General features: G+C 73.1%; 21 protein-coding genes. 9 read left to right on the top strand and 12 right to left on the bottom strand.

Annotated elements, in window-relative coordinates; translation table 11 throughout:
- Nucleotides 1–176 precede the first annotated feature (176 nt).
- On the bottom strand, nucleotides 177–1,736 hold the full coding sequence (locus ACK2IS_RS06815) for an alkaline phosphatase D family protein (RefSeq protein ID WP_409485385.1): 1,560 nt from the start codon (nucleotides 1,734–1,736) through the stop codon (nucleotides 177–179).
- A 76-nt stretch (nucleotides 1,737–1,812) separates the two neighbouring features.
- On the opposite strand from ACK2IS_RS06815, the gene ACK2IS_RS06810 reads away from it, so the two are divergent.
- Together ACK2IS_RS06810 and ACK2IS_RS06805 are read left to right on the top strand one after the other, a co-directional pair.
- Nucleotides 1,813–2,550, top strand: coding sequence for a histidine phosphatase family protein (locus ACK2IS_RS06810; RefSeq protein ID WP_409485384.1), 738 nt, complete (start codon nucleotides 1,813–1,815; stop codon nucleotides 2,548–2,550).
- 65 nt (nucleotides 2,551–2,615) lie between these two features.
- Nucleotides 2,616–3,230 (top strand): class I SAM-dependent methyltransferase, encoded by a 615-nt coding sequence (locus ACK2IS_RS06805; RefSeq protein WP_409485383.1) that lies wholly within the window; start codon nucleotides 2,616–2,618, stop codon nucleotides 3,228–3,230.
- Nucleotides 3,231–3,324: 94 nt separating this feature from the next.
- Here ACK2IS_RS06805 and ACK2IS_RS06800 read toward each other — a convergent pair whose 3' ends face one another.
- The 5 genes from ACK2IS_RS06800 to miaA form a co-directional block, all read right to left on the bottom strand.
- The gene (locus tag ACK2IS_RS06800; protein WP_409485382.1) at nucleotides 3,325–3,687 is read right to left on the bottom strand and encodes a hypothetical protein; all 363 of its coding nucleotides are present in this window, start codon (nucleotides 3,685–3,687) and stop codon (nucleotides 3,325–3,327) included.
- Between the two features lie 263 nt (nucleotides 3,688–3,950).
- Nucleotides 3,951–4,418 (bottom strand): hypothetical protein, encoded by a 468-nt coding sequence (locus ACK2IS_RS06795; protein WP_409485381.1) that lies wholly within the window; start codon nucleotides 4,416–4,418, stop codon nucleotides 3,951–3,953.
- Nucleotides 4,415–4,972, bottom strand: a complete 558-nt coding sequence (locus tag ACK2IS_RS06790; RefSeq protein ID WP_409485380.1) for a GTP-binding protein — start codon at nucleotides 4,970–4,972, stop codon at nucleotides 4,415–4,417. The genes ACK2IS_RS06795 and ACK2IS_RS06790 overlap by 4 nt, the downstream gene beginning before the upstream one ends.
- A 254-nt stretch (nucleotides 4,973–5,226) precedes the next feature.
- Nucleotides 5,227–6,108: a diaminopimelate epimerase gene (gene dapF / locus ACK2IS_RS06785; RefSeq protein ID WP_409485379.1), complete on the bottom strand. Its 882-nt coding sequence runs from the start codon at nucleotides 6,106–6,108 to the stop codon at nucleotides 5,227–5,229.
- Complete coding sequence (gene miaA / locus ACK2IS_RS06780; protein WP_409485378.1) at nucleotides 6,105–7,076, bottom strand: tRNA (adenosine(37)-N6)-dimethylallyltransferase MiaA; 972 nt, start codon at nucleotides 7,074–7,076, stop codon at nucleotides 6,105–6,107. Before miaA ends, dapF begins: the two co-directional genes overlap by 4 nt.
- A gap of 107 nt (nucleotides 7,077–7,183) precedes the next feature.
- Here miaA and ACK2IS_RS06775 point away from each other — a divergent pair, with 107 nt between their 5' ends.
- Both ACK2IS_RS06775 and ACK2IS_RS06770 read left to right on the top strand, forming a co-directional pair.
- On the top strand, nucleotides 7,184–7,381 hold the full coding sequence (locus tag ACK2IS_RS06775; protein ID WP_409485377.1) for an antitoxin: 198 nt from the start codon (nucleotides 7,184–7,186) through the stop codon (nucleotides 7,379–7,381).
- Nucleotides 7,382–7,534: 153 nt separating this feature from the next.
- On the top strand, nucleotides 7,535–7,738 hold the full coding sequence (locus ACK2IS_RS06770; protein WP_409485376.1) for a hypothetical protein: 204 nt from the start codon (nucleotides 7,535–7,537) through the stop codon (nucleotides 7,736–7,738).
- A gap of 93 nt (nucleotides 7,739–7,831) precedes the next feature.
- Here the strand turns inward: ACK2IS_RS06770 and miaB are convergent, their stop codons facing one another.
- Complete coding sequence (gene miaB / locus ACK2IS_RS06765) at nucleotides 7,832–9,352, bottom strand: tRNA (N6-isopentenyl adenosine(37)-C2)-methylthiotransferase MiaB (protein ID WP_409485375.1); 1,521 nt, start codon at nucleotides 9,350–9,352, stop codon at nucleotides 7,832–7,834.
- A 234-nt stretch (nucleotides 9,353–9,586) separates the two neighbouring features.
- Between miaB and ACK2IS_RS06760 the strand changes: the two genes are divergently transcribed.
- Nucleotides 9,587–10,756 carry an RtcB family protein gene (locus tag ACK2IS_RS06760; protein WP_409485647.1) on the top strand — a complete coding sequence of 390 codons (1,170 nt, stop codon included), beginning with the start codon at nucleotides 9,587–9,589 and terminating at the stop codon, nucleotides 10,754–10,756.
- A 151-nt stretch (nucleotides 10,757–10,907) separates the two neighbouring features.
- On the opposite strand, the gene ACK2IS_RS06755 is transcribed toward ACK2IS_RS06760, so the two are convergent.
- Nucleotides 10,908–12,146 (bottom strand): trypsin-like serine protease, encoded by a 1,239-nt coding sequence (locus ACK2IS_RS06755; RefSeq protein WP_409485374.1) that lies wholly within the window; start codon nucleotides 12,144–12,146, stop codon nucleotides 10,908–10,910.
- A 284-nt stretch (nucleotides 12,147–12,430) separates the two neighbouring features.
- Between ACK2IS_RS06755 and ACK2IS_RS06750 the strand changes: the two genes are divergently transcribed.
- The gene (locus ACK2IS_RS06750) at nucleotides 12,431–12,805 is read left to right on the top strand and encodes a YccF domain-containing protein (protein WP_409485373.1); all 375 of its coding nucleotides are present in this window, start codon (nucleotides 12,431–12,433) and stop codon (nucleotides 12,803–12,805) included.
- Nucleotides 12,806–12,848: 43 nt separating this feature from the next.
- On the opposite strand, the gene ACK2IS_RS06745 is transcribed toward ACK2IS_RS06750, so the two are convergent.
- The 4 genes from ACK2IS_RS06745 to ACK2IS_RS06730 all read right to left on the bottom strand — a co-directional run bounded on the left by ACK2IS_RS06745 (nucleotide 12,849) and on the right by ACK2IS_RS06730 (nucleotide 16,033).
- Nucleotides 12,849–13,343: a regulatory protein RecX gene (locus tag ACK2IS_RS06745; protein WP_409485372.1), complete on the bottom strand. Its 495-nt coding sequence runs from the start codon at nucleotides 13,341–13,343 to the stop codon at nucleotides 12,849–12,851.
- A 653-nt stretch (nucleotides 13,344–13,996) separates the two neighbouring features.
- On the bottom strand, nucleotides 13,997–15,082 hold the full coding sequence (gene recA, locus ACK2IS_RS06740) for a recombinase RecA (protein ID WP_409485371.1): 1,086 nt from the start codon (nucleotides 15,080–15,082) through the stop codon (nucleotides 13,997–13,999).
- A 257-nt stretch (nucleotides 15,083–15,339) separates the two neighbouring features.
- Nucleotides 15,340–15,786: a deoxycytidylate deaminase gene (locus ACK2IS_RS06735; RefSeq protein WP_409485370.1), complete on the bottom strand. Its 447-nt coding sequence runs from the start codon at nucleotides 15,784–15,786 to the stop codon at nucleotides 15,340–15,342.
- Between the two features lie 10 nt (nucleotides 15,787–15,796).
- Nucleotides 15,797–16,033: a DUF3046 domain-containing protein gene (locus ACK2IS_RS06730; RefSeq protein ID WP_409485369.1), complete on the bottom strand. Its 237-nt coding sequence runs from the start codon at nucleotides 16,031–16,033 to the stop codon at nucleotides 15,797–15,799.
- A 241-nt stretch (nucleotides 16,034–16,274) separates the two neighbouring features.
- On the opposite strand from ACK2IS_RS06730, the gene ACK2IS_RS06725 reads away from it, so the two are divergent.
- From ACK2IS_RS06725 to ACK2IS_RS06715, 3 genes are all read left to right on the top strand, one after another.
- The gene (locus ACK2IS_RS06725) at nucleotides 16,275–16,574 is read left to right on the top strand and encodes a WGxxGxxG family protein (protein ID WP_409485368.1); all 300 of its coding nucleotides are present in this window, start codon (nucleotides 16,275–16,277) and stop codon (nucleotides 16,572–16,574) included.
- A 51-nt stretch (nucleotides 16,575–16,625) separates the two neighbouring features.
- Nucleotides 16,626–17,042, top strand: a complete 417-nt coding sequence (locus tag ACK2IS_RS06720) for a WGxxGxxG family protein (protein WP_409485367.1) — start codon at nucleotides 16,626–16,628, stop codon at nucleotides 17,040–17,042.
- 112 nt (nucleotides 17,043–17,154) lie between these two features.
- Entirely contained in the window at nucleotides 17,155–22,023 is a 4,869-nt protein-coding gene (locus ACK2IS_RS06715; protein ID WP_409485366.1) for an ATP-dependent helicase, read from the top strand.
- Nucleotides 22,024–22,036: the final 13 nt, after the last annotated feature.

Genomic DNA, 22,036 nt, shown 5'->3' with positions numbered 1-22,036 from the left:
CGTCGTGAGCCGGACCGCCCCGATCGACCGTCGAGGTGCGGCGCCGCAGCGGGCGCAGCCGCGGGGCCACGCTCGAGGATGCCGGCCCCAGCCGCCGGGGAGGCCTTCACCGGGGTGACGCCGAGCCCCTGAGGTGGGGCTCGGCGCCTGCCCAGGCCGGGACTGGGGCCGCCGGGTCAGCAGGGGGCGGGCTGCAGGTCCTTGGTCCAGAGCACGTCGCCGAGGCCGTTGCGCAGGCTCACCGAGAAGGTGCCGGCGCGGTCGATCTCGACATACCCGAAGAACATCGCCTTCTGATCACGCGGCGACTGGTTCTGGTAGCGCGGGAGCCCTTGGAAGAGCACCTGCGGACCGAAGGTCGCGTCCATCGTGCTCGGGCCGAACCCGCCCGCCGAGATCGGGCCGGCGACGAACTCGTAGAAGCCGTCGAAGTCGGTGAACCTCGCCTTGGCCGGGTCGTAGTAGTGCGCCGCGCAGTAGTGCACGTCCGCGGTGAGCCACACGACGTTGCGGATCGTGCGGCGCTTGATCTCGCTCAGCAGGTAGGCGATCTCCAGCTCGCGACCCAGCGGCGCGCCCTGCTCGCCGTTGGCGATGGCCTCGATGTTCTTGCCGTCCGGGACGACGATGCCGATCGGCATGTCCGCCGCGACGACCTTCCAGGTCGCCCGCGAGCGCTGCAGCGAGTCGAGGAGCCACTCCACCTGCCGGGTGCCGAGGAAGGCCGTGCGGTGCGTCTCCAGGCCAGGGGTGTTGGCGTCGCGGTAGGTGCGCATGTCCAGGCAGAAGACGTCCAGGTGGGAGCCGCGCTCGACGGTGCGGTACAGCTGCGGGGCGCGGCCCAGGTCGTGCAGCCCCCGCCCGTGGCGGTCCGCGATCGGCAGGAACTCGAAGAACGCCTGGCGGGCGCGGGTCGCGAGGACGTCGACGCGCTTCTCCTGGGTGTAGCGCGCGTCGTCGAGGACCTGGCCCGGGTACCAGTTGTTGTGGGTCTCGTGGTCGTCCCACTGGCTGATGACCGGCACGTCGGCAGACATCCCGCGGATGTTGGCGTCCATGAGGTTGTAGCGGTAGCGCCCGCGGAACTCGTCGAGCGTCTCGGCGACCTTGGCGACCTGGGGGGTGACGACGTTGCGCCACACCTGGCCGTCGGGCTCGACGACGCGCTCGGTGATCGGGCCGTCGGCGTAGATGTTGTCGCCGGAGTGGATCAAGAAGTCGGGGCGCAGCTGGTGCATCGCGCGGTAGGCCACCATCCCGCCGAGGTCGGGGTTGATCCCCCAGCCCTGTCCGGCCGTGTCGCCCGTCCACACGAAGGACTGCGGCGCGTCGTGCACCGGCGCGGTCGAGAAGTGGCCGACGCCCACGTCGCCACGGTGACCGTCGAGGTCCTCGAACTGCACGCGGTACTCGTAGTCGCGGCCCGGGGCCAGGCCCGTGAGCTCGAGCTTGGCGGTCAGGTCGGACCTGGGGGTGGCCCACGGCCCGGCGAGCTCGCGCCAGGAGCCGCGTCGGCCACCGGAGGTGACCCGCACGACCATGCGGCCGGGACGGTCCGAGCGCGACCAGATCATGGCCGAGCGGGAGGTGACGTCACCGGACTGCACGCCGCTCGGCAGGACCCCGCGCGGACGCAGGAGAGCCGGGGCGCCGGAGGCGGTGGACTGGCCGAGGGCGACGAGACCGGCACCGCCGAGGGCGCCGGTCAGCAGGGAGCGACGAGAGACCGTGGACATGCCTGCCACTGTGCGGGTCTCGCGTGAACACGGGGGGGCGGCACGGGTGAACGCGCGGAGGCGTGAGGATGGCACCATGCGCCGCCTCGTCCTCGTCCGGCATGCCGAGTCCACCAACAACGACCTCTACGCCCGCACCGGCGCCCGCGTCGGACGGGTGCCCGATCCGTTGCTCAGCCCGTATGGCGAGAAGCAGGCCGAGCTGCTCGCAGCCGCGCTGGCCGACGACCACCGCCTGGCCGACGCGCCGCTGTGGGTGTCGCCCACGGCGCGCGCGGTGCAGACGGGAGCGGCGCTGGCGCGCGCAGGCGTCGGCGACCCGGGACCACGAGGCGCGACGCTGGTCCTCGTGCCCGACCTCGTCGAGGGCGGCGGGATCTATCGACGGGTCGAGGACGGCCGGCTGCGCTCGGACGACCGGGTGGCCGTGGCGGGCCGCCCGCTCGCCGAGCTGTCCGAGCTCGCGGTCGGGGTGGCGGTCCGCTGGGTCGACGACGAGGCAGCCGCGTGGGGTGGGGGTCTCGAGGACTACGACGCGATCCCGGCCCGGGCGGCGCGGCTGGTGGAGCGGGTCCGGGCGAGCGACGCGCGGACGATCGTGGCTGTCGCCCACGAGTGGCTCGCCCAGCACCTGATCCGGGCGGCCCTGGGGCTGCCGGAGGGCAACGCCGCCTGCGACCGGGGCTGGTTCGGCATACCCAACGCCAGCGTGACCGAGATCGTCCTGAAGGAGCGGACCGCCACCCTGGCGCGCCTCGGCGACGTCCACCACCTCGGAGAGCTGGTCGCCCGGGCGCCCGAGCGCTGGGTGTGACGAGCGGGCCCGCCGCACCAGCCGCCTGCTGTCCTGAGCTGAGTGGGGTGGCTACGCTTCGTGCGATGAGCGAGCAGGAGCACTACTTCACGTCCAGCGCGCCGGCCGGCGAGGCCGAGCGACGCTCGATCCGGATCCGCCTGGTGGGGCACACCGTGGACGTGGAGACCGCTCGGGGCACGTTCTCCCCCGACGGTCTGGACAAGGGGACGGCGGTGCTGCTCTCGCAGGCTCCCCCGCCGCCCGCCACCGGCACCTTCCTCGACCTGGGCTGCGGCTGGGGCCCGGTGAGCCTCGCGCTGGGGCTCCTGTCCCCCGGCGCGACCGTCCACGCCGTCGACGTCAACGAGCGCGCCCTGGACCTCGCCCGCCGCAACGCCGCGGCGCTGAGGCTCGACGGCGTCCGGGTCCTGCGCGCCGAGGAGGTCCCTGGCGACGTCGGCTACGACCTCATCTGGTCCAACCCGCCGATCCGCGTGGGCAAGCAGGTCCTGCACGAGCTGATGCGCACCTGGTTGCCACGCCTGGTGCCCGGCGGCGAGGCCTATCTGGTGGTGCAGCGCAACCTCGGCTCGGACTCGCTGCAGCGGTGGCTCGTCGACGAGCTGGCGGACCTGCAGGTGAGCCGGCACGCGAGTGCCAAGGCCTTCCGCGTGCTGAAGGTGGCTCGTCCTGACTGAGTCCGCCGCGGGGCGGGCCACAGACACCGCAGGGGGTCTCGTTGATGGGACGAGACCCCCCGCGGTGCGACCCAGCCGGTGGGACCGACCAGGATCAGATCCCGTTCTTGGCGAAGACCTGCTTGACCGTGGTGCGGATCAGGGCGAGGTTGGTCTTGTCCTTCTCCGCGGCGAGGTACAGGAAGGTCTCGTCGTTGATCGTCTTGATCAGGTGAAGCTGGTCACCCAGGGTCAGGAGCATGTCCTCGAGCTCGCTCTCGATGCCCAGGGCGCGCATGGTCTTGTACTTGCCCTTGACCATCTCGGAGTTGTAGGCGCTCGCGACCTCGAGATCGAAGTTGGGGCGGTCGCTGCGGGCTGCCAGGGTCATGCCGCTGGACAGGTCGACGATCGAGGCGCCCATGAATCCGTTGATGTCCGCTGCGACCTGATCGATGATGGCGTTGTAGTCAGCCATGATTGCTCCTTCTGAGCCGGGTGGCTCTGACGTGCCTTTCGGCTCCGGGTTGTCCGGTCCTGTTCCTCCTGGTGCCCGCAGATCGGGCGACGCCGTGCCATGGCCAGGACCGTGGAGCCGGGCAGGCGGTTCGGGGGGTGGCGCGACGAGCTGCCCCGGGGTGCGGGCAGGCTGCGCTGCAGGGGCGATGCCGACGTTCCACCAGCGTGCCAGTCGGCCACGAAGCGGAGCGGTCTCGCCCCCCTCGTGGCCTGGAGCTCGTGTCATGCGTGACCTTCCAGGTAGCGCCTGATGTCCTCGCCCACCGATCGGGTGGCGACCAGGAGCACCCCGAGGCTGACGTCCCGTGCCGCGACGACCAGGAGGAGCTGCCCGAGGTGGGCCACGTCCAGGCGCTGCAGCACGCACTGGAAGTCCGCGCCGCCGATGTTGACCATGGTGGAGCTGAGATCCTGGCCCGGGCTCATGGCCTCCCGGTGCGCTGCCGCGACCGCGAACACCGAGCTGCTCAGGGCGGCGAGCTTGCCGACCTGGCTGACGTCCACCCCCACCGCCGCGATGTTGAGACCGTCACCGGTGCAGGCCATCGCCCCGACGAGGGTCGGCAGCGCGTCGCACAGTCGCTCCAGGCGAGGAGAGATGGCGGCGCCGAGCAGGTGCGACCAGGCATCCCAGTCCTCGCGCAGCTCAGGGGCGACGCCGGGGAGACTTCCAGGCGCTTGCGGGGTCATCCTTCCTCCAGCTTGAGCAGAGCGGTACGGACCACCTGGCGGACGTCCTCGGGGTCACGAGGGTCGGCCGCGACCAGGCGGATGCCGGGGTCGAACTCGTCCAGCAGACCGCGGAAGTCCTCGAGCTCGAAAGAGCTGTCCGGCATCTCGAGCCGGGTGACCGCCACGGTCAGTCGCCGGAGCACGTCGGGGACGCCGCGGGAGATGTACTCGATCCACTCCCGCGCCTCGCCGAGCGCGTAGTCATTCTGCCCGTAGAGCCACAGCACCACGGCACAACGGGAGTGAAGAGCACCCTTTCGCGTGAGGTCGAACCTCGCCTGCCCGGGGGTGCCGTAGATGGCCACCGACCCCAGATCCTCGCTGGCCCACTCGCCGTAGTCGATGCCGACGGTCGTGGTGCGCTTGGGCGTCGTCGGCATCGCCGGTGCCTCGTTCCACGGCACCTCCGTGCTGGCAGCGTCGATGGTCGAGCTCACGCGCACGGCAGTCGTCTTGCCGACCCCCAGGGGGCCGCAGAAGGCCACCTCGTGCTGAACGGTGGAGCCGATCACGGCTTCAGGGCGCCCGGGCGGCCTCTGAGCAGCTTGCTCCGGCACGCAGACCTCCAAGTATCCAGACCGCAGAGAGCACCTCGCAGCCCTCTCCCCCGCGCACAGGTTGCGCGCGCGGCGGACCTACCGTAGGGCATGGTGGGACCCGCCCTCGACCCCGGTCACCCGGTCTGCGTGATAATGCGCCGGAGCAGGACTGCGCGCGGCAGGTCCGTCACCCCGAGTCATTGGTCTGACCGCCAGACGGTGGTCCGTCAGAGGTGGACGACCCCGTCCGCGACCAGCACCGCCGGCCCGCTGAGCTCTACCCGGCCCCCTGGCAGCGGGCGCACGTGCACGGTGCCGCCCGGGACGTCCACCCGCCATACGTCACCGGTCCCACGCACCCCGGCCCACCACCGGACGGCCAGCGCCGCCGCCGCCGCACCGGTCCCGCAGGAGCGGGTCTCCCCCACGCCGCGCTCGTGCACCCGCATCCGCAGGTGCCCCTCGCCGAGTGCGCTGACGAACTCCACGTTGGTGCCCTCCGGCGGAGCCGGCTGGACGTGCGGGGCGCGGGTCAGGTCCAGGCCGTCGAGCTCGCGACCGTCCGGTAGCACCACCACGGTGTGCGGGTTGCCCAGGTCGAGCGACAGCGCCGGCACCGCCTCGTGGTCGTCCACCTTGACCAGGGCGTCCGAGCCGTCCCGCGCGGCGACGTCGGGCTCGGCGAGGCGCCAGGGTCCCAGGTCGACGGCATACACCTCCTGCCCGTCCGGACCGGTCGACACCCGCACCCGCTTGGTCCCCGCCCGCGTCGCGATCGCGAGCTCCGCCGCCTGCTCCAGACCCTCGCGTCGCAGGTAGGCCGCGAAGACGCGGGTCCCGTTGCCGCACATCTGCGCGACCGAGCCGTCGGCGTTGCGGTAGTCCATGAACCAGCGCGCCTCCGCGGCCTGGTCCATGACCTCGGGAACACCTGCCAGCGCGGTCGGCACCACCCGGATCACCCCGTCACCACCGAGCCCCGCCCGCCGATCCGCCAGGCGGGCCACCTCGCTGGGGGCCAGGGCGATCGAGCCGTCCGGGTCGGGGACGAGGACGAAGTCGTTCTCGGTCCCATGACCCTTGGTGAAGCGCAGCGCGCGAGTCGTCATGAGACCCAGTCTCTCCTGAGCGCCGCGATGCCGTCGAGCAGGTCCGCGTGCACCTGCGCGTGCAGGTCGGCGACGGGCCGCCCGCCGGTCAGGACCGAGGTCGTGTCGTGCCAGCGGATCCGGGGGTCGGGGCGGAACCACGCCTCCTGGCGCCGGGCGAGCCGGCGGGTCAGCGCGGTCGTCTCCTCCTGGGCCTGCCGCTCGTCCAGCCGGCCGTCGAGCTGGCCGAGGGCCTGGGCGTAGCCGATCGCCCGGGCCGCGGTGCGCCCCTCGCGCAGACCCCCCGCCTCCAGGGCCTGCACCTCGTCGAGCAGACCCTGCTCCCACATCCGCGCGACGCGGGCGGCGAGCCGCTCGTCCAGCACGGCGCGGTCGGCGCGCAGCCCGATCATCACGGTCGGGACGCGGTGGGCGCGCTCGGGCATGCCGGCGCTGAAGGGTCGCCCGGTCAGCTCGATCACCTCCAGGGCCCGCACCACGCGACGGGCGTTGGTCGGCAGGATGTGCTCGGCGGCGACCGGGTCCAGGAGGCGCAGCCGCTCGACGAGCGCAGGCAGCCCCCGTTCCGCGACCTCCTGCTGCAGCCGGGCGCGGACGACCGGGTCCGTCGGCGGTATGTCGAGCAGGTCCAGCGCCGCCCGCACGTAGAGCCCCGAGCCGCCCACGAGCACCGGGACCGCCCCGCGCGCCCGCACGGCATCGAGGTCCCGCCGCGCCTCGCGCTGGTAGGCCGCCACGCTCGCCTCGTCGACGACGTCCAGGACGTCGAGCTGGTGGTGCGGGATCCCGCGCCGCTCGGCCGGCGTGAGCTTGGCGGTGCCCACGTCCATCCCGCGATAGAGCTGCATGGCGTCGGCATTGACCACCTCGCCGCCGAGCCGCCGGGCGAGCTCCACCCCGACGTCGGACTTTCCCGTGGCGGTGGCGCCGACCACGGCCACCACGGGGGGTGCTGCGGGGTCCGTCATACCCCGATCCTCCCAGAAGGGATGTGCAAACCCGGACCGAGTGCGCCATGGTGGTGCCGAGACCGCCCCCGGCGGTCCACCTGTCCCCGAGCGGAAGGAGTTGCCGCATGAGCATGTTCGACAACCTGAAGGACAAGGCCACCGAGGCCGTGGAGCAGCACCCCGACAAGGTGGAGCAGTTCTCCGACCAGGGCATCGAGCGAGCCGGCGACGTGCTCGACTCGCGCACCGGCGGGGAGCACTCCGACAAGATCGACATGGCGCAGCGCGCCGCCGACGAGCGGATCGGCGACAACAGCCAGTGACGATCCTGGGGTGAGGCCCACCGCCTCCCCACCGATGTCCGACAGGTCGAGGCCGTCGTCCCCGAGGGGGCGGCGGCCTCGCCGCATCACCCCAATCCCCGGGGCGTCCGCCTAGGGTGAAGGCCCAGTCCCGCACCGACGAAGGAGATCGCCATGACCCAGATGTCCGACGAGCAGCTGCCCGAGGGCGCCCGCGCCGCGCAGGAGGCCGCCGTCGAGGCCGCTCCCGGCCTGACCGACCTGGAGCACGCCTCCGCCGACGACGCGCACGGCCAGATGAACGAGGCCGGGATCACCGGCTCCAAGGACGCCGGGACCGGCACCGGCGCCGTGACCGACAGCGGCATGCCCGGCTGAGCCGACCCCGCACCACCCCGAGAGGCCACCGCCGATCGTCGGCGGTGGCCTCTCGGGCGTCGTCCCCGGGCCTGCCTCGCGGCCGTACGGCGGTCAGCCGCACCCACCGGCGCCGCAGGCCCCCGCGGACGCCACCGTCGGCTCGGGTCGCCCGATCGACGGCATGCCCAGCGCCACGGCGGGCTTGCCCGGCACCGGAGCGTCCTGCAGCGCGGCCCAGGCGTCACCGCCCTTGGTACGTCGCACGCGATAGGTCCCGCCCGACAGGGCGCCGTCCGCGACCAGGTGGTGCGGCGCGCCATAGGTCACGTCGACCTCGACCACGTCGCCCGGCCGAGCGCGCTCGGCGCCCTCCGGCACCGCGAGGTGGACCAGTCGGTTGTCCTTGGCCCGCCCCGACATCCGGGCCGTCTCGGTGTCCTTGCGGCCCTCGAAGGGCGCCATCAGCACCTCGACCGTGCGCCCCTCCTGGAGGCGGTTCTCCTCCCAGGAGATCTGGTCCTGCAGCTGCACGAGCCGGTCGAAGCGCTCCTGCACCACGGCCTTGGGCACCTGGTCGGCCATGGTCGCGGCCGGGGTGCCGGGGCGGACGGAGTACTGGAAGGTGAACGCCGACGAGAACCGGCTCGCCGCGACCACCCGCATGGTCTCCGCGAAGTCCGCGTCGGTCTCCCCCGGGAAGCCCACGATGATGTCGGTGGTGATCGCGGCGTGCGGGATGCGCGCCCGGACCCGGTCCAGGATGTCCAGGAACCGCTCCGAGCGGTAGGACCGGCGCATCTGCCGGAGCACCCGGTCCGAGCCGGACTGCAGCGGCATGTGCAGGCTCGGCATGACGTTGGGCGTCTCGGCCATCGCGTCGATCACGTCGTCGGTGAACGCCGCCGGGTGGGGGCTGGTGAAGCGCACCCGCTCCAGACCCTCGACCTGGCCCATCGCGCGCAGCAGCTTGGCGAAGGCCCCGCGGTCGCCGAACTGCACGCCGTAGGAGTTGACGTTCTGCCCCAGCAGGGTGATCTCCACGACCCCCTGCTCCACCAGCGCGCGCGCCTCGGCCAGGATGTCGCCGGGGCGCCGGTCCTGCTCCTTGCCCCGCAGGCTCGGGACGATGCAGAAGGTGCAGGTGTTGTTGCAGCCCACCGAGATCGACACCCAGCCGGCGTAGGCCGAGTCGCGGCGCGTCGGCAGCGTCGACGGGAAGCGCTCCAGCGACTCCAGGATCTCCACCTGTGCCTGCCGGTTGTGCCGGGCCCGGTCGAGCAGGGCGGGCAACGACCCGATGTTGTGGGTGCCGAAGACCACGTCGACCCAGGGAGCCTTCCGGACGATCGTGTCGCGGTCCTTCTGGGCCATGCACCCGCCGACGGCGATCTGCAGGTCGGGGTTGCGCAGCTTGGCCGGGCGCAGCTGACCGAGGTTGCCGTAGAGCTTGTTGTCGGCGTTCTCCCGCACGGCGCAGGTGTTGAAGACCACCACGTCCGCGGTCTCGGGGCGCCGGTCGACGGGCAGGCTCGCGAGGTCGACGTAACCGGCGGTCTCGAGCAGACCCGCCAGGCGCTCGGAGTCGTGAACGTTCATCTGGCACCCGTGGGTGCGCACGTCGTAGGTCTTCATCGTGCAGACCAGGATAGGCGAGCGCCGGCGCCGGATCGGCATACCGGCGTCTCGTCCGGCGCCGCACGAACGCCGCAGCGTGCCCCTGGTGCGGAGCGACGGGGGTGATGGCGGGGGCGGGGCGTGGGTGAACCGACATACGTCGGGGTAAACGGGATGAGCAACCGGTTTGTCACCGGGCAGGCTCTGCGGCGGTCGCCGATCCGGGCGGCCCCTGCAGAGAAGAGAAAGGCCATGGAGAAGATCACCGAGCGGCTCTTCAGCTGGGCGTCCCAGCTCGACGACGGCGCCCGCGAGCAGGCGATCGTCAGCTCGACGATGCCGTTCATCCACCCGCACATCGCGCTCATGCCCGACGCCCACCTGGGCCTCGGCGCCACGGTCGGGTCCGTCATCCCCACGGTCGGCGCGGTCATGCCCGCCGCCGTGGGCGTGGACATCGGGTGCGGCATGATCGCCCTGCACACCCAGCTGACCGCCGATGACCTCCCCGCGGACAGGCGGCCGCTGCGGCTCGACATCGAGCGCGCCGTGCCCGCGTCCAAGGGCGGCATCAACAAGCTGGTCGCCCATGAGCACACCCAGGCTCGCGTCGTGCAGCTGGAGGCGGAGGCGGAGCGCGACGGGGTCGACCCGGACTCCTACACCGGGCAGTGGCGGAGGCAGCTGGGCTCCCTGGGCTCCGGCAACCACTTCATCGAGCTGTGCCTCGACGAGTCCGACGAGGTCTGGATCTTCCTGCACTCGGGGTCGCGCGGCGTCGGCAACAAGATCGCCCAGCGCCACATCAAGGTCGCCCAGGAGTGGTGCCGGCGGGCCTACATCTCGCTCCCCCACCGGGACCTGGCCTACCTCGTGGAGGGCACCGACGAGTTCTGGGCCTACATCCGCGCGATGCGCTGGGCGCAGTCCTTCGCCCTGCTCAACCGCGAGGAGATGATGGACCGGGTCGTCTCCTGCGTCGCCCGGTGGCTCGACCGCGAGGTGGAGCAGTGCGAGCTGGTCAACACCCACCACAACTACACCGAGCAGGAGACGCACTTCGGCCGGCAGGTGTGGGTGTCGCGCAAGGGCGCCATCTCGGCGCGGGCGGGTGAGACCGGTCTGATCCCGGGCTCCATGGGGACGGCGTCGTATGTCGTACGCGGGCTCGGCAACCCGGTGGCGCTCCACTCCAGCCCCCACGGGGCCGGACGGGCGCACTCGCGCACCCGCGCTCGGCAGCTGTTCTCCCAGGAGCAGCTGCGGGAGGCCATGGCCGGCATCGAGTTCCGTGACAACGCCGCGCTGATCGACGAGATCCCGGCTGCCTACAAGCCGATCGACCAGGTCATGGCCGACTCGCAGGACCTGGTCGAGGTGCGCCACACCCTGCGTCAGGTCGTCAGCGTCAAGGGCGACTAGGTCGTCGTCGCCGGCTGCGTCCTGCGGTTGCCCGACACCCGGTCGCCGGCGGTCGCGCCGAGGTCAGGACCTTCGCGAGCCAGGTCGCCGTCGGCCGCGGCACCCGCAGGAGGCGGGGGCCGCGGCCGTCAGGTCCGGGGTGCTGCGGCGGTCAGCTGATCCGCAGGGTGACGCCGCTGAAGGCGGAGAACCCGAGCAGGGAGACCCGGTAGCGCGCCACGGAGCGCTGGGACGGGAAGGTGCAGCTCTCCGCGTTGCCGTACCGGTAGGGACGGCAGTCGTAGTCGGTCGTGGTGGGGAAGGACACGTCGCCCTTCTTGACGTAGAGGTCGACGTCGCCGGTCCCGCCGGAGGTCGCGATCGTCGCGCTGCGGCCCGCCGGGATCTCCACGACGGCGTCGACGCGCGCGCCCCGCCCGCCGGACAGGCCGGTGCGGGTGTCACCGGGCCGCATCACGACCGGGCCAGGGGCGCTGGGGGGCATCGTGGTCGGCGTAGCCGTAGGGGTGGACGTCGGCGTCGCGGTCGGCGTGGCCGTCGTCGTCGGCGTGGCGGTCTGGGTCGGGGCCGGGGTGCTGGTCGGCGCGGCCGTCGGCGCGCTCGTCGGCGTGGCCGTGGGGGTAGACGTCGGCGCCGGCACCGGGATCGAGGTGCCGGCGTTCTCGTTGATCCACTGGGCGATCGCCGAGGCGCTGGTGTAGATCGACCCGCCCTGTCCGCAGTCGCTCGGGCCGCGGCTGGTGACGCCGAGGAGGGTCCACCGACCGTTGACCTTCTGCAGGGCCGGGCTGCCGGAGTCGCCCACGCAGGCCCCGCTCGCACCGGTGGAGGTGGCGACGCAGAACTCCGAGTCACCCTTGATGCCGCCGTCCGAGCACTGGGCGTTGTCGACCACCTTGAGGTCGAGCTCCTGGAGGGTCTTGGGGCTCTGGTGGTCGGTCCCGGACATGGCGCCCCAGCCGACGAGACGGGCATCGGTTCCGACGGGCGGCAGGGCAGCGATCGGGGCCACCGGGGAGGACGCGTCGGTCTGCAGCTTCATCAGCGCAACGTCGAGGGTGGGGTGCTTGATCCAGGAGACGGGCTTGACGCTCTCGCCACCGGTCGACCAGTCCTTGGAGCCGATGCGGACCCAGGACTTCTCCAGCCGGGAGCCGATCGTGCAGTGCTTGGCGGTGAGGACCCAGCCGGGGGCGATCAGCGCGCCGCCGCACTCGTTGGAGAACTCTCCCCACACGACGTTCCAGGGATAGGTCTCCGTGGCGTCGCGGCCGCCGACGATCGACGGGTTCACGGGGGTGGGGTCCGTCACGGCGGGGCTCGCCGCGGCCGTGCCGCCGGAGAGGGCCGCGGTGGCGGCGAGGCCCGCCACGAGAAGTCGGGTGCGCATTCTTACCTCACAGGGGGGTGGGTCACCCGTTGATGCCCACGGGTGCGATGGACCGACGATAGGCCGGTCGGGTGAAGTTGTCAGCACCCGCCACCACTCCACGGCACACGCGTCCCTCGTCCCGCCCGCTGCGTGGACGGACGGTGAACTCCCGCTCACCTGCGTGGCAGCCCACGCCGGGGCGCCGTCCCGGGCACACGGCACCGGCGCGCCGAACCGGGGCCGGAACCTTCGGCCCGGAGGCGTCGTCGCATGGGCACCGCCCCTGGCCGACCGGAGGACTCGTGCGCACCCTGCTCAACCTGATCTGGTTCGTCTTCTGCGGCGTGTGGCTGTGGGCGACCTACCTGCTGGCAGGCGTGATCGCCTGCGTCTTCGTCGTCACGATCCCGATCGGGGTCGCGTCCTTCCGGATGGCGAGCTATGCGCTGTGGCCTTTCGGACGCACCCTGGTCCCCACCGAGGACGCGGGCCCGGTCTCCGGCCTCGCCAACCTGGTGTGGTTCCTGATCGCCGGGTGGTGGCTGGCGCTCGGCCACCTGGTCACCGCCGTCGCCCAGGCGCTGACGATCATCGGGATCCCCCTGGCGATCGCCAACATCAAGCTCATCCCGGTGACCCTCTTCCCCTACGGCAAAGAGATCGTGGACGCGCCCTAACCGGCGCGCCGGTCCCGCGCCCCCGCCCGGCCGGGCCGCAGGATCAGTCGCGCCGGTGCTCGGGAGCCTCGGCGATGGCGTCGCGGATGACCGCGTAGGCGACGTCTCCGGAGTAACCCTTGCGCGCAAGCATCCCCGCCAGACGCCGCGTCTGGACGTCGGCGCCGAGCCCGCCCATGGTGCGGAGCTTCTTGTCCACGAGCCGGCGGGCGACCCGGCGCTCCTCGTCCGGGTCGATCTCCTCCAGCGCAGCCTCGGCCAGCTCCTGGTCGATGCCCTTGGTCCGCAGCTCGTGGGCCAGGGCGCGCCGCGCCAGCCCCTTGGTCGCCTGCCGGGTGCGGACGAGCATGCCGGCGTAGGCCTCGTCGTCGACGAGCCCGACCTCCGTCATCCGGTCCAGCAGCCGCTCGATGACGTCCTCGGGGCAGTCGCGCTGCCGCAGCCTGGTCGCGAGCTGGGCCCTGCTGCGCGGGGCCATGGCCAGCTGCCGCAGCACGATCTGCCGGGCCACGTCCTCGTGGTCGGGCTCGGGGTCCACGGCGGCCGCGCCGCTGATCGGCGGCTCCTGCCCGGCCCGGCCGCGCCTGGCGCCTCGGCCACGACGGCCATCGGATCCCCTCTCGGCGCCCGGCGGACCGTCCGTGGTCGCGGAGCGCTCCGCACCGGGGGCGCCGCGGCGCCCGGCCGACGGTCGGCCACGCCCTCCGCCGGCGGGCGCGCCGCTGGGAGCGGGCGGGCCGGGTCGGACACCGCCATGGAGGTCCTCCCAGGTCGCAGGGGCGACGTCGACCGTCAGGAAGTCGGGCACGCCGGGGCGAGGGTGTCCGGCGGGCACCTCGGCCCGCCGGGACGGGGTGGACGCAGGACGGGGCACCGGATCCGACCTCGCGCCGGGCACCGGCCCGGTAGCAGGCGCCGGCTCTCCCCAGGACGGATCGGCAGCGGCGGGCGCCGGCGGCGAGGCCGTGGAGTCCCTCGGTGCCTGCTCCGGGGGAATCCCGGACTCGGCCAGCCGGAGCACCTCCCGGGCGCGTGCCAGCCGATCGGGCGCCACGGGCGTCGGCTCGGATCCGTCCGGTCGTGTCGGTGCCGGGGACGGCGAACCCGCCCGCGGTGCGTCCGCGGGCGGGTCGTCGTCCCACGACGCCGCCCCCTGCCAAGAGGTGCCGGTGGGGTCGTGCGGCATACGGCTCAGAACTCGACGGGCGGCTCGGCCGCGGCGACCTCGGTGACCGGGGCGTCGGCCGGCTTGATGATGCCGAGCTTCTCCTTGATCTTGCGCTCGATCTCGTCCGCGACCTGCGGGTGCTCCTTGAGGTGCTGCCGGGCGTTCTCCTTGCCCTGGCCGAGCTGGTCGCCCTCGTAGGTGTACCAGGCGCCCGCCTTGCGGACGAAGCCCTGCTCGACACCCATGTCGATCAGGCCGCCCTCGCGGGAGATGCCCTCGCCGTAGATGATGTCGAACTCGGCCTGCTTGAACGGCGGGCTCACCTTGTTCTTGACCACCTTGACGCGGGTGCGGTTGCCGACCGCGTCGGAGCCGTCCTTGAGGGTCTCGATCCGCCGCACGTCCAGGCGCACCGAGGCGTAGAACTTCAGCGCCTTTCCACCCGTGGTCGTCTCCGGCGAGCCGAACATGACGCCGATCTTCTCGCGGAGCTGGTTGATGAAGATGGCGGTCGTGCCGCTCTGGGAGAGGGCACCGGTGATCTTGCGCAGGGCCTGGCTCATCAGGCGGGCCTGCAGACCCACGTGGCTGTCACCCATCTCGCCCTCGATCTCGGCCCGGGGCACGAGCGCGGCGACGGAGTCGATGACGATGATGTCCAGCGCACCCGAGCGGATCAGCATGTCCGCGATCTCCAGCGCCTGCTCACCCGTGTCGGGCTGGGAGACGAGGAGCGCGTCGGTGTCGACGCCGAGCTTCTTGGCATAGTCCGGGTCGAGGGCGTGCTCGGCGTCGATGAAGGCTGCGATGCCGCCCGCGCGCTGGGCGCTCGCCACCGCGTGCAGCGCCACCGTGGTCTTTCCGGAGGACTCGGGGCCGTAGACCTCGATGACCCGCCCGCGCGGCAGTCCGCCCACGCCGAGGGCCACGTCGAGGGCGATCGACCCGGTCGGGATCACCTGGATCGGGGGCCGCTGGTCGTCACCCAGGCGCATGACCGCGCCCTTGCCGTGCGACTTCTCGATCTGGCCGAGAACCGCGGACAGCGCCTGGAACTTCGCGTCCTGCGGGTCCGCGCTCGCGGACTTGGAGGTCTTGCTCTGGGTCATGGTCGCCATGGTGTGTCCTTGGGTCTCGTGGTCGGGTCGCGCCCACCGGCGACCCGCGACGGAATGTCTCGGGTCAGACGCTAGGTGCCACCACTGACAGACCCTCCCTGGGCCCGGCGGGCCTGTGGAGAGCGCTGCACGGGGTGCGGCACCTGTGGACCAACCTACCGAACATTCGTTCGAGAGCGAGCCGTGACACGCCACCCGGCCCTCGCGGCGCCGACGCGCGACCGGTGCGCGGGCCGGCGAGCCCTCGCTCACACGGGCAGCGGGCGGGACAGGTCGTCGGCGACCAGCGTGCCGTCCGGGGCCCGGTGCAGGGCGCGCAGCACCCCGGCACCGGCGAGCAGCTTGCGGCAGGTCGGGCACGGTCGCGCCGTGACGTAGGCCGTCGACCCCCGGCAGTCCGCGCGGGCGTAGAGGAGCGCGTTGGCCTCGGCGTGCACGGCGACGCACCGCCCGGGACCGGCGTCGTAGTCGGTGAACTCGCGCGCCTCGTCGTACGAGAGCAGGCCTCGGGGGCAGTGTCCGTCCAGGCAGCCCGGATGCCCCGAGGGGGCGCCGTTGTAGCCCGTCGAGATGACGCGTCGGTCCCCGGACACGATGACGGCACCGACCTGACGGCGGCGGCAGTCCGCGCGGGCCGAGACCGCGGCCGCGATCCCCATGAAGTAGTCGTCCCAGTCCGGACGGGAGGTGTGCACCGGGACCACCTCAGTCGACCCGTCCGTCGCGCCGCAGCGGCCGGTCCTTGCCCAGCCGACGGGACTCGGGGATGCCGACGCTGTCGCACAGGGCCAGCCACACCGCCCGGGGATCCTGGCCGGCCGCCACCGCCTCGTCCACGGTGCGGCCGCCGAGGGCTGCCAGATGGTGGTCGGCCGCGACGGATCCGGCATAGGCCTCGCCGAACTCGTCCACCATCAGTCGCCGGAGCTCAGAGATCCGCATGGCGTACACCCTCTCCCGGCAGGTCACAAGGCTGCAACGACACCCTCTTTCGGCCTAACGCGGTGATCACTCTCCGAGACCGTCGCGCAGGCCTCTGACCTGGGAGTATGTATGGACTAACCATAAAGCCCCCGAGGATACTGTGACGTGCATCACGTCGTGTCGCCTCGCTTCCGGGGTTTGCGAGGGGCACACGATGGGGCATCTCGTTCCTCGAACGACGCCCTCCGAAAGGAACACCATGCGTCCCATCATGATCCGCATCGGCACGGCCGCGGCGATCGGCGCGGCCGGTCTCGGCCTGAGCACCGGCTCGGCCCAGGCGATGACCCCGGCACACAGCGTCACCGCCGCTGTCGTGGCCGAGGACAACGTCCCCGACAGCCAGGAGGCTGACGACGACACCGGCAACTGGGGTCTCGCCGGTCTGCTCGGCGCTCTCGGCCTGGCCGGTCTCGTCCGCGGCAAGAAGGCCGTCGACGACCGTCGCCACACCGCCACCTCGCGCAGCGGCGCCACCAGCGCCACCGCCCGCCACTGAACCTGACTGCACCAGTCACCCACCGACTTCAGCTCGACGAGAGGAATCCTCATGCGCAAGCTCCTGACCACGACCGCCGTCGCCGCGACCTTCGTGCTGGCCCCCGCCGCCGCCGCCAACGCCGACACCGCGACGCCCACCCCCACCACCAGCACCAAGGTGACGACCACCACCACGACCACCGAGTCCGACAAGACCGGCCTGTGGGGTCTCCTGGGCCTGCTCGGCCTGGCCGGCCTCATGCCCAAGAAGCGCAAGGAGGAGCACGTGGTCGAGCGCCACGACGTCCGCCCCGCCCACACCGAGCGCATCGCGCCGGACCACGACACCAAGGTCACCCGCGGCCACGTCTCCGAGCGGGAGAACCTGGCGACCGACGCCCGTACCACCGACACCACCCGTGCGACCGGGCTGCGCGACGACCTGCGCGACGGTGACCTGGACGGTCACAACGACCGCCGCAGCTGAGCACCTGGCAGCCGAACCACACCTCGACGGACCGCCCCCGCCCCCTTCCTGAGGCCGGGGCGGTCCGTCGCTCCCGGGGCATGTCGGCACCGGGTGGCAGGCTGGGCCCATCATGACCACCGACGTCCTCGACCGTTTCTCCCCCGCCACCCAGGCGTGGTTCCGCAGCACCTTCGCCGCGCCCACCGCCGCCCAGGCCGGGGCCTGGGACGCCGTCTCGGGGGGCCGGCACACCCTGGTGGTCGCCCCCACCGGGTCGGGCAAGACCCTCTCGGCGTTCCTGTGGGCCCTGGACCAGGTGGCCTCCCAGCCCCTTCCCGAGGAGCCGCTGCGTCGCTGCCGGGTGCTCTACGTGTCCCCCATGAAGGCGCTCGCCGTGGACGTCGAGCGCAACCTGCGGTCCCCCCTCGTGGGGATCGGCCACGCCGCCGACCGCCTCGGCCTCCCCCGTCCGGACGTGACGGTGGCGGTCCGCTCGGGGGACACCCCTACGGCCGACCGGCGCGCCTTCCAGCGCCGCCCCACCGACGTGCTCATCACCACGCCCGAGTCGTTGTTCCTGATGCTCACCTCCCAGGCGAGGGAGTCCTTGCGCGGGGTGGAGACCGTCATCCTGGACGAGGTCCACGCCGTGGCCGGCACCAAGCGCGGCGCCCACCTGGCCCTCACCCTGGAGCGCCTCGACGCGCTCCTGGACCGGCCCGCGACGAGGGTCGGGCTCAGCGCCACGGTGCGCCCGGTCGAGGAGGTCGCCCGCTTCCTCGCCGGCGGCCGGCCGGTCACCGTCGTGCAGCCGCCGTCCACCAAGGAGTGGGACCTGAAGGTGGTCGTCCCCGTCCCCGACCTGGGTGACCTGGGGGCGGCCGAGGTCGACCTGGACGGGCCCGGCGAGGTCGACCCCCGGCGGGCCTCCTCGGTGTGGCCGCACGTCGAGGAGCGCATCGTCGACCTGGTGGCGCAGCAACGCTCCACGCTGGTCTTCGCCAACTCCCGTCGCCTGGCCGAGCGGCTGACCGCCCGGCTCAACGAGGTCTGGGAGGAGCGTCTCGAGGAGGAGGCGGGCGGGTCCGAGCAAACGGGACCGACGGACCTGCTCGCCGAGCCGCCCGAGCCCGTCGGACGGCCGCCGAGGGACCTGACCGCCCCCGCCGCCGACGGGCTCCCGGCGCCCTCCCGGCTCACGAGCGGCGCGACTCCTGCCCACCTCGTGGGCCAGGCCGGGCGCAGCAGAGGGGCCGCGCCCGTCCTCGCGCGCGCGCACCACGGATCGGTCAGCAAGGATCACCGCAAGGAGATCGAGGAGGCGCTCAAGGCCGGGAGGCTGCCCGCGGTCGTCGCGACGAGCTCGCTGGAGCTGGGCATCGACATGGGCGCCGTCGACCTCGTCGTGCAGGTGGAGTCCCCGCCCTCGGTCGCGAGCGGCCTGCAGCGCGTCGGCCGGGCCGGTCACCAGGTCGGGGCGGTGTCCCGAGGCGTCTTCTTCCCCAAGCACCGCGGCGACCTCGTCCAGACCGCCGTGGTCATCGACCGGATGCGTTCCGGGGGCATCGAGTCGCTGCGGATCCCCGCCAACCCGGTCGACGTGCTCGCCCAGCAGGTGGTCGCCATGTGCTCCGTCGACGACTGGACGGTCGACGACCTGGAGACGCTGGTGCGCCGGGCTGCGCCATACGCCTCGCTGCCCCGCACGGTCCTCGAGGCCACGCTGGACATGCTGTCCGGCCGCTATCCGAGCGACGACTTCGCCGAGCTGCGACCCCGCATCGTCTGGGAGCGCACCACCGACACGCTCACCGGCCGGCCAGGGGCCCAGCGGCTGGCCGTGACGAGCGGCGGCACCATCCCCGACCGTGGCCTGTATGCCGTGATGCTCGCCTCCGGCGACGGCCCGGGGCGACGGGTGGGCGAGCTCGACGAGGAGATGGTCTACGAGTCCCGGGTGGGTGACGTGTTCACCCTCGGGTCCACGGCCTGGCGGATCGAGGACATCACCCACGACCGGGTCCTCGTCACCCCGGCTCCCGGACAACCGGGGCGGCTGCCCTTCTGGAAGGGTGACCAGCCGGGCCGCCCCGCCGAGCTGGGGGCCGCGGTCGGCGCCTACGTGCGCGAGCTGGTCGGGCTGCCCGGCGACGACGCGCGCCACCGCCTCGCCGAGGACGGGCTGGACGAGTGGGCCGCCGACAACCTGCTGGGCTACCTCGGCGAGCAGCGCCAGGCGACCCAGGCCGTGCCGGACGACCGCACGATCGTGGTGGAGCGCTTCCGGGACGAGATCGGCGACTGGCGGATCGCCGTCCACTCGCCGTACGGCCGGCAGGTCCACGCCCCCTGGGCCCTGGCGGTCGCCGCCCGCTTCCGCGAGCGGTACGGCTACGACGTGCAGGCCATGAACGCCGACGACGGGATCATCCTGCGGGTGCCGGACCTGGACCCCTATGGCGACGAGGAGGAGTCCGGGGCGCGCCGGGACTGGGCGCGCGAGCTGCAGGAGCTGGTGCTGCTCGACCCCGAGGAGGTGCGGGAGATCGTCACCCAGGAGATCGGCGGGTCGGCGGTGTTCGCCGCCCGCTTCCGCGAGTGCGCGGCGCGGGCCCTGCTCCTGCCCCGCCGCAACCCCGGCAAGCGGCAGGCGCTGTGGCAGCAGCGGCAGCGCTCGGCCCAGCTGCTGGAGGTGGCGAGCCGCTACCCGAGCTTCCCGATCGTCCTGGAAGCGGTGCGGGAGTGCCTGCAGGACGTCTTCGACGTGCCCGGCCTCGTCGAGCTGATGACCCGGGTCCGGTCCCGCGAGGTGCGGGTGCTCGACGTGGAGACGCCCTCGCCGTCGCCGTTCGCCCGCAGCCTGCTGTTCGGCTACGTCGCGCAGTACCTCTACGAGGGTGACTCCCCGCTCGCCGAGCGCCGGGCCGCGGCCCTGTCGTTGGACGCGGGCCTGCTCTCGGACCTGCTGGGCACCGACGCGGGCGCAGCCCTGCGCGACCTCCTGGACCCCGAGGTCATCGCCGCGACCGAGGCCGATCTGCAACGGCTGTCGCCGGACCGTCGCTGCCGTGACACCGAGGCCGTCGCCGACCTGCTGCGGGTGGTGGGCCCGCTCACCACCGCCGAGGTGGCCGCCCGCTGCGAGCGTGCGGAAGGAGCCGAGCCGGACCTGACCGCGACGGACGCGTGGCTGCGCGAGCTGGCCGACGCCCGGCGGGTGATCGCGGTCCGGATCGCCGACCGCGAGTGCTGGGCCGTGGTGGAGGACGCCGGCCGGCTGCGGGACGCCCTGGGGTGCGCCATCCCCGTGGGGGTCGCAGACGCACTGCTCACCAGCGGGGACGACCCCCTGGCCGGCCTGGTGCACCGCTACGCCCGCACCCACGGTCCGTTCACGGCCCAGGCCCTGGCCGAGACCTTCGGGATCGGCGTCTCGGTGGCGGTGCACGCGCTGACCCGGCTCGTGAGCAGCGGCCAGGTCGTCGAGGGCGAGCTGCTGCCCGAGCAGCTCGGCGGACGCGGTCAGGAGTATGCCGACGCCGGCGTCCTGCGACTGCTGCGACGGCGATCGCTGGCTGCGCTGCGGGCCGAGGTGGAACCGGTTCCCCCTGCTGACCTCGCGCGATTCGTCCCGGCCTGGCACGGGATCGGTGACCGGTCCCATGGGCTCGACGCGGTGGTGCGGGCGGTCGAGCAGCTGTCCGGCGCCCGGCTGCCCGCGAGCGCGCTGGAGACGCTGGTGCTGCCGGCGCGGGTGCCGGACTACGCCCCGGCCATGCTCGACGAGCTGGCCGCGGCGGGCGAGGTGGTGTGGCAGGGCCACGGCTCGACCGCGGGCGACGACGGCTGGGTCTCGCTGCATCTCGCCGACGCGGCCCCGCTCACCCTCGCGCCGCCCGACCGGGGTGCCACGCTCACGCCCGAGCAGCAGGAGCTGCTGTCGGTCCTGGAGGCCGGCGGGGCTCACTTCCTCGCCTCGCTGGCCGGCGCGACGGACCGGTCCGTGACGCCGGGCCTGGTCGACGACCTGTGGGCGCTGGTGTGGGCGGGCCACGTCAGCGGCGACACCCTCGCCCCGCTGAGGGGCCTGCTCTCCGGGGGCCGGTCGGCGCACAAGGCGCGGCCGGCCGCCCGCACCACCGGACGCTCCCGGCGCGGCACCCTCGGGTCGCTGCGCGGCCGCAGCGGCCTGGCCCGGCCCACGAGCGCCGTCGTCGCCGTCACCGACCCTCGCGGTGTGGGGCGCTGGAGCCTGCTGCCCCAGGTCGACGCAGACCCCACGGTGCGGGCCTGGGCCGCTGCGGAGCTGCTGCTGGACCGCTACGGCGTGGTCACCCGGGGCAGCGCCGTCGCGGAGGATGTGGCGGGAGGGTTCGCCGCGGTCTACAAGGTGCTGGCCGCCGCCGAGGAGACCGGCCGGGTCCGGCGCGGCTACTTCGTGGAGGGTCTGGGGGGGTCGCAGTTCGCGACGACCGGTGCCGTGGACCGCCTGCGGGCCTCCAGCCGCCCCCTGGACGAGACCGCCGCGGCCCCGGCGATGCCCGCGAGTCCGCTGGCGCACCTGGGCACCTCGTGGTCGGTCTCGGCCCAGCGCACGGCGACGACCCGGCAACCGTCCGGGCCCGAGGGTCTGGTGCTCGCGGCGACCGACCCGGCCAACGTCTACGGCTCCTCCTTGCCCTGGCCCGAGCGGGCCGACGACGCAGGGGGCCATCGCCCGGCCCGCAAGGCCGGTGCCCTCGTGGTCCTCGTCGAGGGCCGGTTGGTGCTGTACGTCGAGCGCGGTGGCAAGACCCTCCTGTCGTTCACCGAGTCCGGCGACGACCTGGGGGCTGCCGCCCGGGCCCTGGCGGCAGCGGTCCACCGCGGCGCACTCGGCAGGCTCAGCGTCGAGAAGGCCGACGGGGCCGACCTGCTCGGCTCGGGTCACCCGCTCGTCCAGGCCCTCGCTGACGCGGGTTTCCACCACACGCCGCGCGGTCTGCGGCTGCGCCGCTGAGCCACCGCCCACC

The sequence above is a fragment of the Arsenicicoccus dermatophilus genome (assembly GCF_046267915.1).
In the GTDB taxonomy this organism is placed as follows: Bacteria; Actinomycetota; Actinomycetes; order Actinomycetales; family Dermatophilaceae; genus Arsenicicoccus; species Arsenicicoccus dermatophilus_A.
Note: the sequence above shows the minus strand (reverse complement) of the source record. Positions and strands in the feature narration are given on the sequence as shown.

What these genes read in the sequence shown, in the direction of transcription:
- ACK2IS_RS06815 (WP_409485385.1), bottom strand. Translation starts at nt 1,736, where the DNA reads ATGTCCACGGTCTCTCGTCGCTCCCTGCTGACCGGCGCCCTCGGCGGT.
- ACK2IS_RS06810 (WP_409485384.1), top strand. Translation starts at nt 1,813, where the DNA reads ATGCGCCGCCTCGTCCTCGTCCGGCATGCCGAGTCCACCAACAACGAC.
- ACK2IS_RS06805 (WP_409485383.1), top strand. Translation starts at nt 2,616, where the DNA reads ATGAGCGAGCAGGAGCACTACTTCACGTCCAGCGCGCCGGCCGGCGAG.
- ACK2IS_RS06800 (WP_409485382.1), bottom strand. Translation starts at nt 3,687, where the DNA reads ATGGCTGACTACAACGCCATCATCGATCAGGTCGCAGCGGACATCAAC.
- ACK2IS_RS06795 (WP_409485381.1), bottom strand. Translation starts at nt 4,418, where the DNA reads ATGACCCCGCAAGCGCCTGGAAGTCTCCCCGGCGTCGCCCCTGAGCTG.
- dapF (WP_409485379.1), bottom strand. Translation starts at nt 6,108, where the DNA reads ATGACGACTCGCGCGCTGCGCTTCACCAAGGGTCATGGGACCGAGAAC.
- miaA (WP_409485378.1), bottom strand. Translation starts at nt 7,076, where the DNA reads ATGACGGACCCCGCAGCACCCCCCGTGGTGGCCGTGGTCGGCGCCACC.
- ACK2IS_RS06775 (WP_409485377.1), top strand. Translation starts at nt 7,184, where the DNA reads ATGAGCATGTTCGACAACCTGAAGGACAAGGCCACCGAGGCCGTGGAG.
- ACK2IS_RS06770 (WP_409485376.1), top strand. Translation starts at nt 7,535, where the DNA reads ATGACCCAGATGTCCGACGAGCAGCTGCCCGAGGGCGCCCGCGCCGCG.
- miaB (WP_409485375.1), bottom strand. Translation starts at nt 9,352, where the DNA reads ATGAAGACCTACGACGTGCGCACCCACGGGTGCCAGATGAACGTTCAC.
- ACK2IS_RS06760 (WP_409485647.1), top strand. Translation starts at nt 9,587, where the DNA reads ATGGAGAAGATCACCGAGCGGCTCTTCAGCTGGGCGTCCCAGCTCGAC.
- ACK2IS_RS06755 (WP_409485374.1), bottom strand. Translation starts at nt 12,146, where the DNA reads ATGCGCACCCGACTTCTCGTGGCGGGCCTCGCCGCCACCGCGGCCCTC.
- recA (WP_409485371.1), bottom strand. Translation starts at nt 15,082, where the DNA reads ATGACCCAGAGCAAGACCTCCAAGTCCGCGAGCGCGGACCCGCAGGAC.
- ACK2IS_RS06730 (WP_409485369.1), bottom strand. Translation starts at nt 16,033, where the DNA reads ATGCGGATCTCTGAGCTCCGGCGACTGATGGTGGACGAGTTCGGCGAG.
- ACK2IS_RS06725 (WP_409485368.1), top strand. Translation starts at nt 16,275, where the DNA reads ATGCGTCCCATCATGATCCGCATCGGCACGGCCGCGGCGATCGGCGCG.
- ACK2IS_RS06720 (WP_409485367.1), top strand. Translation starts at nt 16,626, where the DNA reads ATGCGCAAGCTCCTGACCACGACCGCCGTCGCCGCGACCTTCGTGCTG.
- ACK2IS_RS06715 (WP_409485366.1), top strand. Translation starts at nt 17,155, where the DNA reads ATGACCACCGACGTCCTCGACCGTTTCTCCCCCGCCACCCAGGCGTGG.